Genomic DNA, 15,301 nt, shown 5'->3' with positions numbered 1-15,301 from the left:
CGTCCCGTCCGCGCGAAGTGGCCGACGTTCACGCACTCGGTCGCGCCGATCCGCATCCGCCGGGCCAGCGGCTGGTGGACGTGGCCGAACAGCGCGTACCGGGGGCGGGTGCGGCGGATGGCGCCCAGCAGCGCGCGGCTGCCGCGCTCGAAGCGGCGGGCGACGGTGTCGTAGACGAGTTCGGGCACGTCCGGCGGGATGTGGGTGCACAGCACGTCGACCTCGCCGACCGCCTCGATCTTCGCCGCGTACTCCTCGTCGCCGATCTCGTAGGGCATGGGGGTCCCCCCTGCTCGAACGAAGTTGAGAGCTTGGGGGATCATGGGCGTGCGCAGGCCGCCGCCGACGAAGCCGAAGACCCGGCCGCCGATCTCCACCCGCTCCCCGTCCAGCACGGTGGTGCCCTCGCGGGCGAACTCGGGCCACAGCGGCGGCATGTCGACATTGCCGTAGGTGGCGTACGTCGGCGTGGGGAAGGCGGCGAAGAGTTCGGCGTACTGCGCGCGCACCGCGCCTTCGATCACGGCGGCGCGGTCGCCGTCGACGCCGGCCCACAGCCGGGCGCCGAGTTCCCGCGCTTCCGCGAATTTGCGGGCGGTGCGCAGCTCGACCAGGCGGTGGGCGTTCTCGACGCCGAACAGGTCGGGGAAGATGCCGCGCGAGTGGTCGGCGTAGTCGAGGAAGAGGATGAGGTCGCCGAGGCAGACCAGGGCGTCGGCGCCGTCGCCCGCCCTGGCCAGATCGCGTGCGTTGCCGTGCACGTCGCTGACGACGTGGATGCGGGTCCTGCCGTCCCGGCCGGGTGAGGGTGCCATGGCGATCAAGCGTAGGCGGAGCGCCGCAATCGTGAACAGGTGCCGCCGGAGGCCGGTTACTGGCCAGTTGTTCAGCGGGTCGACTACTGTGCGCGAGGAAACACCCATCGTGTGACGCAGCGAACATCTCGCCGGGCCCCCTGTCGAAGAGGCCATACCGGCGGGTAACCTCCGGGCAGTCCAGTCGTGCTCTGGATTTCAACGATCGGGGCCGAAAAGGCTCCTGGTGAAGCCCTGGGCACCGACCGAGCCTTGGACCGCACCGTCGCATCACACAACGTCGTGGCGCCGGCGCCCTATGAGGAGCAGCAGTCTTGCGCGAGTTCAGCCTTCCGGCTTTGTACGAGGTCCCCGCGGACGGAAATCTGACCGACATCGTCCGCAGAAACGCCGCGCAGCATCCGGACGTCGCCGTCATCGCCCGCAAGGTCGGCGGCCGCTGGCAGGACGTCACCGCCCGCGACTTCCTCGCCGAGGTGCACACCGCCGCCAAGGGCCTGATCGCCTCCGGCATCCAGCCCGGCGACCGGGTGGGCCTGATGTCCCGCACCCGCTACGAGTGGACGCTGCTCGACTTCGCCATCTGGAGCGCGGGCGCGATCACCGTGCCGGTGTACGAGACCAGCTCGCCCGAGCAGGTGCGCTGGATCCTCAGCGACTCGGGCGCCACCGCCTGCGTCGTGGAGCAGGACGCCCACGCCGCCGCCGTGGAGTCGGTGCGCGAGAGCCTGCCCGCCCTCAAGAGCGTCTGGCAGATCGAGGCCGGCGGCGTGGAGGAGCTGGCCCGCGCCGGCCAGGACATCTCCGACGCCACCGTCGAGGAGCGCGGCTCGCTGGCCAAGGCCGACGACCCGGCGACCATCGTGTACACCAGCGGCACCACCGGCCGCCCCAAGGGCTGTGTGCTCACCCACCGCAGCTTCTTCGCCGAGTGCGGCAACGTCGTGGAGCGGCTGCGGCCGCTGTTCCGCACCGGCGAGTGCTCCGTGCTGCTCTTCCTGCCGCTGGCGCACGTCTTCGGCCGGCTGGTCCAGGTCGCCCCGATGATGGCCCCGATCAAGCTGGGCTGCGTCCCCGACATCAAGAACCTCACCGACGAACTGGCCGCGTTCCGCCCGACGCTGATACTGGGTGTGCCGCGGGTGTTCGAGAAGGTCTACAACTCGGCGCGCGCCAAGGCCCAGGCCGACGGCAAGGGAAAGATCTTCGACAGGGCCGCGGACACCGCGATCGCCTACAGCAAGGCCCTGGACGCGCCCTCCGGCCCCTCGCTGGGCCTGCGGATCAAGCACAAGGTCTTCGACCGGCTGGTCTACAGCAAGCTGCGCGCGGTGCTCGGCGGGCGCGGCGAGTACGCCATCTCGGGCGGCGCCCCGCTCGGCGAGCGCCTCGGCCACTTCTTCCGCGGCATCGGCTTCACGGTGCTGGAGGGCTACGGCCTGACCGAGTCGTGCGCGGCGACCGCGTTCAACCCGTGGGACCGGCAGAAGATCGGCACAGTCGGGCAGCCGCTGCCCGGCTCGGTGGTCCGCATCGCCGACGACGGCGAGGTGCTGCTGCACGGCGAGCACCTGTTCAAGGAGTACTGGAACAACCCGGGCGCCACCCAGGAGGCGCTGGCCGACGGCTGGTTCCACACCGGGGACATCGGCACCCTGGACGAGGACGGGTATCTACGGATCACCGGCCGCAAGAAGGAGATCATCGTCACCGCGGGCGGCAAGAACGTCGCCCCGGCCGTGATCGAGGACCGCATCCGGGCGCACGCGCTGGTCGCCGAGTGCATGGTGGTCGGCGACGGGCGGCCGTTCGTGGGCGCGCTCGTCACCATCGACGAGGAGTTTTTGGGCCGCTGGTGCGCCGAGCACGGCAAGCCGGCCGGCTCCACGGTCGCCTCGCTGCGCGACGACCCGGATCTGAACGCCGCGATCCAGTCGGCCGTGGACGACGGCAACGCCGCCGTGTCCAAGGCGGAGTCGGTCCGCAAGTTCCGCATCCTGGCGACGCAGTTCACCGAGGAGTCCGGCCATCTGACCCCGTCGCTGAAGCTGAAGCGGAACGTGGTCGCGAAGGACTACGCCGGCGAGATCGAGGCGCTCTACGCGAAGTAGGCCGCCCGCACCTCACACCTATGGCGCGGCGTCTCCCTCGGGGGGGCGCCGCGCCGTCGTGTGCGGTGCCGGTCGTACGGACCGTAGGGGCGTCCCGCCGTCGTCGCCGTACCGGACAGGGCCTCCGACTCCGACTCCCTTACGCCAGAAGCTCCTTGAGCCGTTCCGCGAGCAGGTCCCAGCGCCACTTCTCCAGGACCCACTCCCGGCCCCGCTCCCCCATGCGGCGGCGCAGTTCCGCGTCGCCGAGGAGGGTGACGATGCGGTCGGCGGCCTCCTCGGGGGCGGCGCCGCGCACCACCCAGCCGGTCTCGCCGTCGAGCACCGCGTCGGGCGCGCCGCCGGAGTCCCCGGCGACGACCGGCAGTCCGGTCGCCGACGCCTCCAGGTAGACGATGCCGAGCCCCTCCACGTCCAGGCCGCCGCGCCGGGTGCGGCAGGGCATGGCGAAGACGTCGCCGGCGCCGTAGTGGGCGGGCAGTTCGGCCCAGGGCACCGCGCCGGTGAAGCGCACGGACGCGGCCACCCCGGTCTCGGCGGCCAGCCGGCGCAGATCCTTCTCGTACGGCCCGCCGCCCACGATCAGCAGCACCGTGTCCGGCTCGGCGGCCAGGATGCGTGGCAGGGCCCGGATCAGGGTGTCCTGCCCCTTGCGCCGCACCAGCCGGGACACGCACACGACCACCGGCCGGTCGCTGAGCCCGAGCCGGGCCCGCACCTGCGCGCCGCCCGAGCCCGGGTGGAAGGTCTTCTCGTCCACGCCGGGCGGCAGTTGGGCCATCCGCGCGGCGGCGGCGGGCGTCAGCGCGCGGGCGATCCGGGACCGGGTGTACTCGCCGAGGTAGGTGAGGGTGTCCGTGGACTCCCCGATGCGGCGCAGCAGTTGCCGCGCGCCGGGCAGTTGCGCCCAGCCGGCCTCGTGGCCGTGGGTGGTGGCCACCAGCCGCTCGGCACCCGCGCGTCTGAGGGCGGGGGCCATCAGCCCGAGCGGGGCGGCGGCGCCGAACCAGACGGCCGTGCAGCCGTGCTCGCGCAGCAGTCCGGTGGCGCGCCGGGTGGCGTCCGGGGTGGGCAGCAGCATCGTCGTACGGTCGCGTACGACGGTGAAGGGCTGCTCGGCGTCGAAGGCGGCCGTCGCCCGGCGGCCCTCCGCGCTGCGGTTCCAGGTGGAGGCGTAGACGACGAGCCGGTCGGGGTCCAGGCGCAGCGCCATGTTGTGCAGGAAGGCCTGGATGCCGCCCGGGCGGGGTGGGAAGTCGTTGGTCACGACGAGGGTCTTGCGCATCGCCGCCGACCCTAGCCGATCCCGCCGCGCCCGCATCGGGCGGTCGCGGGTCCCCGGGCGGGCGTACTCCCGTGGCCCGCGCACAGGGAGCCGGGAGACCATGGGCCGGGAGACCATGGGCCGGGAGAGCATGGGCCGGGAAGAGGCCATGGACCGGGAGACCACGGGAGCGCCCGGGGCGCTGCGGGCGCCGGGCGGGTACGGAACGAGGCCGCGCGGACGGCGGGATCGGGGTGGCGGGTGGACGAGGCGGGCACGGGGCGGCGCCTGGCCGCGCTGCTGGCGGTCTGGGGCGCGAGCCGCGCGCTGCTGCTGCTGTTCGTCCTGCGGGTCCTGGTCTTCCCGGGCCCGGACGTCACCAGCGATGTGTCGGTGATCTACCGGGGCTGGTACGAGGTGCTGCGCCAGGGCACGTTCCCGGTGGCCGACGTGGCCTGGCAGTATCCGCCGGGCGCGGCGCTGGCGGTCGTCTCCCCCGCAGCGCTGCCGTTCCTCGGCTACGCGACCGCCTTCTTCGTCCTGGCCCTGGTGGCCGATCTGACGGTGCTGGCCCTGCTGCTGTACGGCGGGCGGGCGCCGGGCCGGCCCCTGCGCGGGGCATGGGCGTGGACGGCGGGCGCGGCCGTGCTCGGTCCGACGCTGTACGCCCGCTACGACGTGATGGTGACCGCGGTGGCGGTGGCCGCGCTGCTCGCCGGCGCCCGGCGGCCCCGGGTGCTGGGGGCGCTGGCGGGCCTGGGGGCGCTGCTGAAGGTGTGGCCGGTGCTGCTGCTGGTGGGGGTGCGGGGCGCGGCCGGGCGCCGGGCGTGGACCTCGGCGGCGGTGACGGCGGCGGGCCCGGCGGCGCTGCTCGCGCTCGCGCTGCCCGGTGCGCTGTCCTTCCTGACCGCCCAGCGCGACCGGGGCACGGAGGTGGAGTCGCTCGGCGCGCTGGTCTTCCATGTGGCCCGGCACTTCGGCTGGTCGGGGCAGGTGCTGCTGAACTACGGCTCGGTGGAGTTCCTCGGCCCGTACGTCGGCGCGGTGAGCCGCGCCGCGCTGGTGCTGACCGCGGCCGCCTTCGGCTGGCTGCTGCTGTGGTGGCTGCGGGCGCGCAGGGCGGCGCCGCACACGCCGGCGGACGCGGCGTTCACGGCGGTGCTGCTGTTCACGGCCACCAGCCGGGTGATCAGCCCGCAGTACCTGGTGTGGCTGGTGGGGCTCGCGGCCGTCTGCCTGTGCTTCCGGGACAGCCCGATGCGGTGGCCGGCCGCCCTGGTGCTGGCCGCGTCCGCGGTGACGGTGCTGGAGTTCCCGGTGTACTTCGCGGACGTGGTGGCGAGCGACCGGCTCGGGGTCGCCCTGCTGTTCCTGCGCAACGGCCTGCTGGTGGCGGCGTGCGTGGGCGCGGGACGGGCGCTGTGGCGCTCCACGGTGCCCGGCCCGGTGCGTGTGTCGCTGCCGGGCCAGGCCGGGGTGCGCGGCCGGCAGGCGACGGCGCCCCGCGAATGACGGGCGCCGTCAGCCGAGTTGGGCCCGCAGGTACGCGCGCCAGCGGGCGGTGAACTCCGTCAGGGTGGTGTCCAGCACGGTCCGCAGCGCGTCCTCGACCGCGCCGGCGCGCCGCTGGTGGGCGCCGACGGCCCGGTAGAAGGCGTCGAGCCGGTCCTCGCCCCAGTGGGCGGCGATCATCCGGCAGGCCAGCCAGCCGCCCTCGTAGGCCTGGGCGAGCCGGGTCGCGTCCCCGGCGAAGCCGAAGTCCGCGTCGGCGGGCAGGGCGGCGGGCTCCTCGCCGGCGGCGACGGCGCGCTGGAGTTCGGGGGCGACCTCGTCGGGGGTGCGTCCGGCGCCGCGGTAGCCGACCCAGTCGGCGTAGCCCTCGGACAGCCACAGCGGGGTGGCGGCGGTGGTGTGGGCGCGGGTGGCGACGTGGGTGGTCTCGTGGGTGAGCACCACCTGCTTGCCGACGGGGCCGAGGACGCCGTACGCGTCCGGGTTGACGATGACGCGGTCGGCGGGCGCCCGGCCGCCGCCCGTCTCGCCGGTGGTGACGGCGGCGATCCCCCGGTACCCGGCGGCGGTCGAGCCGAGCAGCGCGGCCATCCGGTCCAGCGAGCCGGGGACCAGCACCACGACCCGGCGGCTCCAGTCCTCGCCCCACGCCCGCGACACGGCCGGCACCGCGCGCTCGGCGAGGCTCGCGTAGGCGCGGAGCGTGCCGTCGCTCTGCCCGACGCCGAGGACGATGCTGTGCGCGCCCCGGACCACCGTCACCCGGCCCTGGTCCCACAGCTGCTGGGCGGTCTTCGGCGCGGGCCGCTCGGCGTCGACGTACCAGGCGCCGTCGGCGGCGGTGGACAGGGTCAGGGTGCGGGCGACGGTGACGGGCGCGGTGTCGTAGCCGGTGAGCCGGTAGCTCAGTTCGGCCTCCGCGGTGGCGGTGCCGCCGCTGCGGCGCAGCGCGGTGACCCGGTAGGACCAGGCGGCCAGCGGCACGGCGCTCAGGTCGGTGTACGGGGCGCGGGCTCCGGTGTCCGCGAAGGCGGCCGGGTCGTGGTGCAGGACGGCGGCGGCCCGCCGGTCCAGCAGGAGCTGCACCTGGTGGCGGGCGGTGTCCGCCGGGGACGGCCCGCCGCACGCCGTCAGCGAGGCGAGCAGCAGGCACACCGCCGTCATCGAGGAACCCGACATCCGCCTTCGACCAGCCACTTCCCGATCGTACGGCGGCCCGGGGGCGGCCGTCAGACCCTGGTGACGGAGGCCACCGGCATCATGTTCACCGGGTCGTAGCGCACGGGCGCGCCCGGGTAGGGGGCGTGGATCACCTTGCCGTGCCCCACGTACATCCCCACGTGCCCGGCGTCCGAACGGTAGACGACGAGGTCGCCGGGGCGGGCCTGGGAGAGCGGGACGCGCCGGCCGGCGAAGCGCTGCTCCTGCGAGGTGCGCGGCAGATGCACCCCGGCCTGGGCGTACGACCACTGCATCAGGCCCGAACAGTCGAAGCCGGAGGGGCCGTTGGCGCCCCAGACGTAGGGGCGGCCGAGTGCGGAGCGGGCGGCGGCGACGGCCGCGGCGGCGCGGGCGGAGGCGGCCGGGCCGTCGTCGAGGCCGGCCGGGAGGTCGGCGCGGCCGAGGCGGGAGGCCCGGGCGTAGGCGGCCCGCTCGGCCGGGGAGAGGGAGTTCAGCAGCCGCCGGGCGCGGGCGAGTTTCTGCTCCACGGTCCGCTTGTGGGAGGCGACCGCCGTGCGGCTGCGGGCCAGTTCGGTCAGGGCGCGGGTGGCCTCGGTGCGTTCCTGGCCGAGTTCGCGCAGGGCCTGGCGCAGGTCCCTCAGTTGTTCCGCCTGGTGGGCGCCGATCCGGTCGAGGACGGCCGCCTTGTCGAGGTAGTCGGCCGGGTCGTCGGTCAGCAGCAGGGCGACGGCCGGGTCGAGGCCGCCGGAGCGGTACTGGGCGCCGGCCACCGAACCCAGCGCGTCCCGCAGGTCGTTGACGCGCGACTGCTGCCGGGCGATGCGGTCCTGCCGGTCGTGCACCTCGCGGCGCAGCGCGTCGGCGCGTTCGTCGGCCCGGTCGTAGGACTCGGTGGCCTTCTCGGCCTCCTGGTAGAGGCGGTCGACCTCGGTGCGGGCGTCGCCGTGCGGTGCGGCGGGCGCGGCGGGTGCGGCGCCGGCCGGCAGGGCGCCGAGGGCGGCGGCCGTGACGGACAGGACACTGACGGCGGTGCCGGCGCCGCGGACCGACCCGGACGGCGCACGGCGGCGATGAGACCCCACGGGAAGCCGAACTCCCTCCACTGGCTGACGGTTGGCCGTTCCCGGCCGCGGCGGGGCGGTGCGCTCCGGCGGCGGGGAAACGCGGCAGACAGTAGCCGCGCGGTGACGCACCGGCCAAAACGCCTCGGTGCGCGCACAGCACGGCGCCCCGCCTCCGACACAGGTCAGAGGCGGGGCGCGGGGTTCGTGCGGGCCACTGTGATTCGCCCGTTCGGGCGGTACGGCGGCCTGATCCGGACGGCGGTCCGGACCGGTGTGGCGTCAGACGCGGACGCCGAACTGGAAGGGCATGTTGCCCATGGCCTCGTAGCGCACGACGGCTCCGGTGTGCGGGGCGTGCAGCACCTGGCCGTTGCCCGCGTACAGGCCGACGTGGTGCAGGTCGCCGTAGAAGAAGACGAGGTCGCCGACCTGGAGCTGGCTCTGCGAGTAGATCCGCTGGCCGATGTTGGCCTGCGACTCGGAGGTGCGCGGGATGGAGACGCCGGCCTGCGCGTAGGCCCACGAGGTGAGGCCCGAGCAGTCGAAGGAGGACGGGCCGGTGGCGCCGTAGACGTAGGCGGAGCCTATCTTGCTCTGCGCCGCGGAGAAGGCGGCGCCGGCGCGGCCGGAACCGGCGGAGATCTTGCCGGGGTTGCCGGTGTCGCTGTTGAGGGCGGCGCGCTCGCTGGCCCGGCTGGCGCGGTTCTGCTCGGCGGCCAGGGCCGCCTTCTCCTGCGCCGTGAGGGAGTTGAGCAGCTTCTGCGCCTCGGCGAGCTTGCTCTGGACTTCCTTCTTCTTGTTGCCGAGCTCGGTCCGGGTGGCGGAGAGGTCCTTGAGCTTGGCGGTGGCCTCGGCGCGCTCCTGGGCGAGTTCGCGCTGTTTGTCCTGGATCTTCTTCAGACCGTCGGCCTGCTGGCCGCTGACCTGGTCCAGCGTGGAGGCCTTGTCCAGGTAGTCGTCCGGGTCGGCGGAGAGGAAGAGCTGGAGCGAGGGGTCGATGCCGCCGGTGCGGTACTGGCCGGCCGCCATCGAACCGATGCCGTCGCGCAGCTTGTTGAGGTCCTGCTGGCCGCGGGCGACGTTGTCCTGGATGGTGGAGATCTCCTTCTGGAGCTTCTCCTGCTTCTCCTTGGCCCCGTTGTACTTCTCGGTGGCCTGCTCGGCCTCCTCGTAGAGCTTGTCGACCTTGGACTTGACCTCGTCCTTGCTCGGCTTCGCGCTGGGCGCCGCGTTGGCCGCCTGGGCGCTGATCGCGACGGCGGCCGCTGCGGTGGCGGTGAGCACGGTCACACGTGCGCGGCTGGGCTGTTTGGGTCGACGGTGGGACGCCACGGAAGCGATCTCCTTCTTTTGGGTGATCACCCGCTTGGAGGTTCGAAGGCAGACCCTAGTGACCTCATCGTGATGAATTCAAATCCCACAGCAGAAAATACCGCCCCTCGAGAGGTTTCTTTGCACTCAACTCACGAGAAGTGAACCCAGGTTGACGCAGGGTCGCGCGGCGCGCCCGCCAATTCGGACGTTAAACCCCTACGTTGGGATTGTGGCGTGAATTGCCTTATGCCCGTTTTCGGTTGCCCGCCCTGACACCGCGCACCACGGCACCGCCCACCGCGGCCGCACCCCGGGACATCGCACCCCGTGTCCCGCGCCCGCCTCAGCCGCCGGAGAAGCGCTTCAGGAGCATCGCCGAGGCCACCGGGCGGGCGCCCGCCTTCGCCACGCCGTCGGCGACCTCGCGGTCGGTGGAGGCGACGATGACCGGGCGGCCGGGGGGCTCGGCCCGCACCAGCTGGCGGATCAGCTCGTCGGCGGTCACCCCGGGCTTGGAGAACAGCACCCGCACCCCGCGCGGCGGCGCGAGCAGCACCGGCGCGACCAGCTCCGCCCCGTCGAAGACGCAGGTGACCTCCGCACCGGTCTGCGCGGCGAGCTGCGAGAGCTGCCCGAGCAGCCTGAGGCGCTGCTTCTCCAGCGGCATCTGCGGATAGCCGGTCTTGGTGACGTTGTAGCCGTCCACGACCAGATGCGCCTGCGGCAGCGCCAACAGCTGGTCCAGGATCGCCGGGTCGTGCTCGGACAGGGCGCGGGCGGCGATGTCCTTCGGGGTCATCCGCCCCGGCTCCACCGCGTCCACGGTCTCGGCCGGCCGCACCGACACCGGCGGCAGCGCCAGCTCCCGGCGCAGCCCCTGGGCCGCGTCGAGGACGGTGTCCAGCAGCAGCCGCACCCGCATGTCCTCCACGCTGCGCCCCTCGCGGGCCGCCCTGCGGGTGGCCTCCAGGGCGGACTCCGCCTCGGCGAGGCGCGCCTTGAGCCGCCGGGTCTCGCTCTCGGCGGCCGACACCTGCGTCTGCCCCTCGGCGCGCGCCGCCTCGGTCTCGGCCAGCGCCTTGCGCAGCGCCGCCTCGCCCCTCTTGACGTCGCTGTGCGCAGCGCGCAGCTTGCGGTGCAGCGCCTCGGCCTCCTTGCGGGCCGAGTCCAGCTCGGCGCGCAGCCGCTCGGTCTCCGTACGGGTCTGCTCGCGGGCCGCCGCGAGTTCGGCGCGCAGCCGCTCCAGCTCGGCCCGGCTCTCCTCCTCGACGCGTTCGGCGTGGGCCCGCTGGACCTCCTCGCCGGCGGCGGTCACCAGCTTGACCCAGCCCGGCGGGCGCAGCACATAGGCCGCGGCCGCCACGTCGAGCGGGTCCGCGGCCGGGGGCGGGGAGCCGGAGTCCAGGGCGCCGGACAGCTCCGGCTCGGCCTCTTTGAACTTCTCCCCCACGCGCTGGCGGAACAGCGTGTCGCCCTCCAGGGCCGCCGCCATCGCGTTGCCGGCGAACTTGGCCCGCCGGTTGGGCGCGAACCGGGCGTACTGGCGCAGCTGGGCCGGCAGCTCGGCGACGGTCAGCCGGCCGAAGGCGTCGGCCACGATCTGCACGACCCGGCGCCGCACGCCGTCGGGCAGGGGACGGTCGAGCACCTCAGCGGCGCCGTCGTCCGGCTCCCCGCCTCGTGTCTCCACCATCCTCACCCCAATGTCTTGCCGGACCCCCGTCCGGGGATCGCCTGTGCGGGGCCCGCTCCGCTCAGGAGCCGGCGCCCGGCCTGTCCACGAGTTCCACCTTGTCCACCGCGTTGCACCAGCGGCAGCGCACCGACTCGATGGTCTCACTGACCACTTCTCGCTCCTCGACGCTCGGCTCGCCGGCCAGGTCCAGATGGACGTACTCGACGACCTTCGACGAGCGCGTCACGTCGAAGCGGGTGAGGTTGCCGCAGAGGGCGCAGCGCCACCGCGTCGTGGCGGTCGGCAGGGGAACCGTCATCGTGGCTTCACTTTCGTTCTGGTCTCCGTGACGCGCCAGCTTCCCTGGAGCGCCGGCTCGTAACCCTACGGCCTGGCGGGCCCTCGCCGCCCGGGTGTCCACGGCGGCGAGGCGGTCTGTGCGGATGCGTCCCGTTACGCCATGCTCTGTGCACATGATCGGGTACAGGAACACGGTGGCCGTCCGGGCGGTCGGGGCCCTGCGGGCGGTGCGGACCACGCGGGCGCCGGTGACGAGGACGCTGATCGTCCTGTGCTGTCTGGTCTTCGCGATCGGCCCGGCCGGGGGCCTGAACCCGGCCCACGGCTCCGGGGACGCGCTGCTCGCCGCGCAGCAGGCCTACTTCCGGCGCTGGGGCGTGATCCCCGCCGAGCTGTTCACCGGCTCCGCCCGCGCCGCCCTCACCCCGGCGACGGCCCTGTTCGTGCACGGCAGCTGGGTGCACCTGCTCGGCAACATGCTGTTCCTGCACGTCTTCGGGGCGATGACCGAGGAGCGCATGGGCCGGGTCAGGTTCACGCTCTTCTACACCGGCTGCGGCTACCTCGCCCTGGTCGGCTACGCCCTCGCCCACTCCGCCTCGGACCAGAGCCTGGTGGGCGCCTCGGGGGCGATCTCGGCGGTCCTCGGCGCCTTCCTCTACCTGTTCCCCCGGGCCCGGGTGACCAGTGTGCTGCCGTTCCTGTTCTTCCTGCCGCTCAGGCTGCCCGCGTGGGTGGTGCTGCCGTTCTGGGCGGGCCTGCAGTGGCTGGCGGCGGGCCGGGCGGGCCAGGGGCCGGGGGTGGCGTACCTGGCGCACGTGGTGGGCTTCGGGCTCGGCTTCCTGTTCGCCTGGGTCCGCCACGGCGGCCCGGGGCGCCGCGGGCGGCGGCCCGGCGGGGCGGTGGTGGGCGCCGGGCTCAATGTCACGCACCGCTCGCGCAACGCCGACCGCGAGTGAGGCAGCCGGCGGGTTTGGCCGACACAGGGCCGACTTCGCCACGCCTCAGGGGGCAGTCGGCCGGGACGGGGACCGCGGACCGGGGGACAGACCGAGGAGGGGGAAGCAGTGAGGGGGATGAGTCCAGACGCCCGCACCCCGGCCCGGGCGGTCAGCGGCGCGGCCTCGGAACCACTCGGCCCACGCGTCCCCGGACTGTCCGGCACGGCGCGGCCAACCGGAGACCGCCCGTCACGCCGGGGCTGGAAAGACTCGTTCAGAGCCCTATGGACTTGGCCACGATGGTGCGCATGATCTCACTGGTACCGCCGAAGATCCGGCTGGCCCTGTTGTCGGCGTACAACCGGGCGATCGGGTGGTCCATGGTGAATCCCAGCCCGCCGTGCAACTGCAGGCACTTGTCGAGAATTCCCGAAGCGGTTTCGGTGCAGTACAGCTTGGTGGCCGCCGCTTCCTCCGCGGTCAGGCCACCGGCGTCGAATGCCTCCAGTGCCTGATCCACCACCGCCCGCAGGGCGCTCACCGTCGCGTGGCAGTCGGCGATCACGAACTTGGTGTTCTGGAAGGCGGCGACAGGCTTGCCGAAGGCCGTGCGTGTCCTGACGTGCTCGACGGTCAGACGAACGGCCGCTGCAGCGTGGGCGTAGGCGCCCACGGCTATGCCGAGCCGCTCCTGGGGAAAGATGTCGGCCAGACAGTCGAAGGCCTCTCCGGGACGGCCCATCACGTCCGTGACGGGAACCCGCACGTCGGTGAACGTCATGTGGACGATGTCGGACGACCGAAGGCCCAGCGTCGTCGGTTCGGAGTGGATCGACACGCCCGGGGCCGCGGTGTCAACGGCGAGCAGTGACATCCCGCCGCGTCGGTCGGTCTCGTCGGCGGAGGTGCGGCAGACGACGAGCACCAGATCCGCCTGAGCCCCACCGGAGACATAGGCCTTGACACCGTTGAGCACATAGTGCGTGCCGTCGGACGTGAGCCGGGCGGCTGACCGTATACCGGCGACGTCGGAGCCCGCCTCCGGCTCAGTGATCGCGATGGCTGTCATCAGATCGCCGGTGACGAAGCCCGGCAGCCAGCGCCGCCGCTGCTCCTCCGTCGTGTACTTCACGAACGTGGCCGGCAGTGCCAGGTGAGCGCTGGCGCCACCGAAGGTGACGCCAGCTCTTGCGCACTCCTCGGCGATCACGGCATTGAACTTGAAACTCGCCGCACCCGATCCGCCGAACTCCTCCGGCACACCGAAACCAAAAATGCCCAGCTTGCCCAGCTTGCGATAAAAATCGCGCGGTACCCGACCAGCGGCTTCCCATTCGGAGTAGACCGGTACGACCTCGGCCTCGATTAAGCCCCGCAGCACCGAACGGAAAGCTTCATGTTCCTCGTGAAATACAGCGCGCCGCACCGTGGTTTCCCCCATATGCTGGTCAGCATGCACCTCAACAAGCCTACCGTACGGTGCAGTTGGTGAGGGTGTCCAGGCAATCGAAGGATCTTTGCCCGGGCATGACCCATGGTCCGCGGGCGGCGGCCCTACCCACCCTCGGGGCCTGGCGGGTCTTGTCGCACTCGGTTCTTTTATGCCTACTATGCGATCAACGGGTTCGGTGCCGCTTCGGCGGACCCGTCACCCGCCCTGCCACTTTTCATGCATGGGGGCACTGGCATGGAAGCAACCAGCAACGGGGCCTTGTTCGATGCGCGGGACCCGCGGTTACATGAAGACCCGTACCCTCTTTACAAGCGACTGCGGGACGTCGAGCCGGTTCACCGGACACCTTATGGTCATTGGGTCGTTTCAGGGTATTCTGCGGCTGCCTCGCTCCTACGCCGTCCCCAATTGACGAGCGAATATCCCCAGGATCCCAAATGGGCCGCTCAGCGGGGTGGCCGGGACAGTCCCATCGTACGCGCCACGCGCAGTTGGATGCTGATGCGGGACGGCACGGCGCACCGCAGACTACGGGGCCTGGCCAACCCTCTCTTCGCGGCCGGGGCCATCCGCGAGATGGCCCCCCGGATCGACCGCATCGTTCGCAGAATCATGGACGACATGGGTGACGGCCGGGACATCGACCTCATAGGGTCGCTCGCCGCCCTCGTGCCGGTGACGATTTTCTGCGGTCTGGGCGGACTGCCCGTGGAGGACCGCGACCTGTGCCGCAAGTGGACCGACGCGCTGGGCCACGTCATCGACCCGGCCACCGACGAGGCCACCCTCCGGGCGATGAACGAGGCAGCCGAGGAGTTCGGCGCCTACATCGCCGAGCACCTGATCCAGCGGCGCACGGATCCTCAGGACGACATCATCTCCCGCTTGCTGCTGGCGGAATTCGACGGCGAGAAACTGAGCGACGAGGAGATCGTCGCCAACATCATGATGTTCTTCATGGGCGGCCACGAGACAACCGTCAATCTCATCGGCAACGGAATGCTCGGTCTTCTGCGCCACCCCGACCAACTGCGCGCCCTGCGTGACGATCCCGCTCTCATCGAAGCCGGCGTCGACGAACTACTCAGATATGACGCGCCCATTCAACTCGTCGCCCGCATCACCACGGACGACGTCGAACTCGAGGGTCACACCATCCCAGCCGGCTCCAAGGTGATGATCCTCCTCGGTGCCGCCAACCGGGACCCACTCCGCTATCCCAACCCCGACCGGCTCGTTCTCAAACGCTCCAACGTGCGCCCGCTGGCGTTCGGCGGCGGACCGCACCACTGCATCGGCGCCCTGCTGGCGAAGACGGAGGCGCGCGTGGTGTTCACCGAACTGATGCGCCGCCACCGCCACATCCGACTGAGCCGGGACGAGGTCGTCTGGCGCCCGCAGGTCAACATCCGCGGCCTCAGGGAACTGCGCGTCGACCTGGTTCCCTGACGCCATGCCACCTCGGCGGCGGGCAGTGCCGCACGGCCGCCGAACGCAGGAACGTCTTCGACGCGCGTTCCTGTCAGCCATCGCACCCACGGCCCACCTGTCACCGGTCTGCCTGTTCGGAACCGTTCCGGTTCGCAGTCATCACGGCTCGGCTGCGTTCCCGGGTCCCGACGTGCGCGCGGTCACCGGTCCCGACGGGTCCACGAGGGAGATCGAGCACA

Annotated in this window: 12 protein-coding genes; 4 read left to right on the top strand and 8 right to left on the bottom strand. The window is 72.5% G+C overall.

Features of this window, described 5'->3' with window-relative positions; translation table 11 throughout:
* On the bottom strand, positions 1-815 hold an 815-nt coding region (locus tag K7787_RS21755), incomplete at its 3' end, for a metallophosphoesterase family protein (RefSeq protein ID WP_223002625.1).
* Positions 816-1,129: 314 nt separating this feature from the next.
* Here K7787_RS21755 and K7787_RS21750 point away from each other — a divergent pair.
* Complete coding sequence (locus tag K7787_RS21750; RefSeq protein ID WP_223002624.1) at positions 1,130-2,926, top strand: AMP-dependent synthetase/ligase; 1,797 nt, start codon at positions 1,130-1,132, stop codon at positions 2,924-2,926.
* A gap of 139 nt (positions 2,927-3,065) precedes the next feature.
* On the opposite strand, the gene K7787_RS21745 is transcribed toward K7787_RS21750, so the two are convergent.
* Positions 3,066-4,211 (bottom strand): glycosyltransferase family 4 protein, encoded by a 1,146-nt coding sequence (locus K7787_RS21745; protein ID WP_164389523.1) that lies wholly within the window; start codon positions 4,209-4,211, stop codon positions 3,066-3,068.
* Between the two features lie 240 nt (positions 4,212-4,451).
* Here K7787_RS21745 and K7787_RS21740 point away from each other — a divergent pair, with 240 nt between their 5' ends.
* Entirely contained in the window at positions 4,452-5,702 is a 1,251-nt protein-coding gene (locus K7787_RS21740) for a glycosyltransferase 87 family protein (protein WP_223002623.1), read from the top strand.
* Positions 5,703-5,711: 9 nt separating this feature from the next.
* Here the strand turns inward: K7787_RS21740 and K7787_RS21735 are convergent, their stop codons facing one another.
* The 5 genes from K7787_RS21735 to K7787_RS21715 form a co-directional block, all read right to left on the bottom strand.
* The gene (locus K7787_RS21735; RefSeq protein WP_308036425.1) at positions 5,712-6,899 is read right to left on the bottom strand and encodes a hypothetical protein; all 1,188 of its coding nucleotides are present in this window, start codon (positions 6,897-6,899) and stop codon (positions 5,712-5,714) included.
* Positions 6,900-6,931: 32 nt separating this feature from the next.
* The gene (locus K7787_RS21730; protein ID WP_223002622.1) at positions 6,932-7,966 is read right to left on the bottom strand and encodes a C40 family peptidase; all 1,035 of its coding nucleotides are present in this window, start codon (positions 7,964-7,966) and stop codon (positions 6,932-6,934) included.
* 261 nt (positions 7,967-8,227) lie between these two features.
* A complete protein-coding gene (locus K7787_RS21725) occupies positions 8,228-9,280 on the bottom strand; it encodes a C40 family peptidase (protein ID WP_009188161.1) in 1,053 nt (350 codons plus the stop codon).
* Positions 9,281-9,605: 325 nt separating this feature from the next.
* Entirely contained in the window at positions 9,606-10,955 is a 1,350-nt protein-coding gene (locus K7787_RS21720; protein ID WP_164392155.1) for an NYN domain-containing protein, read from the bottom strand.
* Between the two features lie 61 nt (positions 10,956-11,016).
* Positions 11,017-11,256, bottom strand: a complete 240-nt coding sequence (locus K7787_RS21715) for a hypothetical protein (RefSeq protein WP_009188163.1) — start codon at positions 11,254-11,256, stop codon at positions 11,017-11,019.
* 154 nt (positions 11,257-11,410) lie between these two features.
* Between K7787_RS21715 and K7787_RS21710 the strand changes: the two genes are divergently transcribed.
* Positions 11,411-12,196, top strand: coding sequence for a rhomboid family intramembrane serine protease (locus K7787_RS21710; RefSeq protein WP_223002621.1), 786 nt, complete (start codon positions 11,411-11,413; stop codon positions 12,194-12,196).
* A 256-nt stretch (positions 12,197-12,452) separates the two neighbouring features.
* On the opposite strand, the gene K7787_RS21705 is transcribed toward K7787_RS21710, so the two are convergent.
* Positions 12,453-13,604 (bottom strand): acyl-CoA dehydrogenase family protein, encoded by a 1,152-nt coding sequence (locus K7787_RS21705; RefSeq protein WP_223002627.1) that lies wholly within the window; start codon positions 13,602-13,604, stop codon positions 12,453-12,455.
* 522 nt (positions 13,605-14,126) lie between these two features.
* On the opposite strand from K7787_RS21705, the gene K7787_RS21700 reads away from it, so the two are divergent.
* On the top strand, positions 14,127-15,080 hold the full coding sequence (locus K7787_RS21700) for a cytochrome P450 (RefSeq protein ID WP_223002620.1): 954 nt from the start codon (positions 14,127-14,129) through the stop codon (positions 15,078-15,080).
* Positions 15,081-15,301 lie beyond the last annotated feature (221 nt).

This window comes from Streptomyces sennicomposti (assembly GCF_019890635.1).
Classification (GTDB): Bacteria; Actinomycetota; Actinomycetes; order Streptomycetales; family Streptomycetaceae; genus Streptomyces; species Streptomyces sennicomposti.
The sequence above is the reverse complement of the archived record's forward strand: the minus strand, read 5'-3'. Positions and strand labels throughout refer to the sequence as shown.